The organism is Corynebacterium sp. c3Ub_189, from assembly GCF_039907195.1.
Taxonomy (GTDB): Bacteria; Actinomycetota; Actinomycetes; order Mycobacteriales; family Mycobacteriaceae; genus Corynebacterium.
The window spans coordinates 1-539 of the sequence record NZ_JASBOF010000068.1 but is presented as its reverse complement, the minus strand read 5'-3'; the positions used below and the strand labels follow the sequence as shown (position 1 = coordinate 539).

Sequence of the window (539 nt, the reverse complement as noted above, 5' to 3'; positions counted from 1 at the left end):
TCGAGAGGCTAAAACTGCCCAGACATGGCGAAAAGCGATGTGTCGAGACATCGATCCTCCATGCTTTAAAAATGGAGAAGAGCTCAAAACCAAGCCCAAAAATCATCATCGAAACCATGCTCGCCACCGGTATGACCCAGGCCGAAGCAGCTGAACACTTCAATGTCAGCACACGATGGATCCGCACACTTCAAGCCCGCTACCGAGACGGCGGAATCAAGGCGCTAGAACCACGATCTAAACGCCCTCGCACGAATCCTCGAGCACTCGATCCCAGTACTGTCGACCGCATCCTTCAACTGCGCCAAGACCTAACAAAACGCGGTACCGATGCCGGTGCCCACACCATTCGATGGCACCTACAACAAGATGGAATCGACCCACCACCAGCACCGTCAACAATCCACCGAGTTCTGACAAACAACGGTCACGTCACACCACAGCCGCAAAAGCGTCCCCGCAGCTCATGGAGACGGTTTCAAGCAGACCAGCCCAACGAAACATGGCAAATGGACTACAGTGACTGGACCATCGCAGGA

1 protein-coding gene is annotated in these 539 nt (G+C 54.2%); it reads left to right on the top strand.

All coding sequences use genetic code 11. The annotated features are described in order from the left end of the window. Positions 1–71: 71 nt before the first annotated feature. Positions 72–539, top strand: a 468-nt coding sequence (locus tag QKD99_RS11540; protein ID WP_347951493.1) for a helix-turn-helix domain-containing protein, incomplete at its 3' end; no start/stop codon positions are given.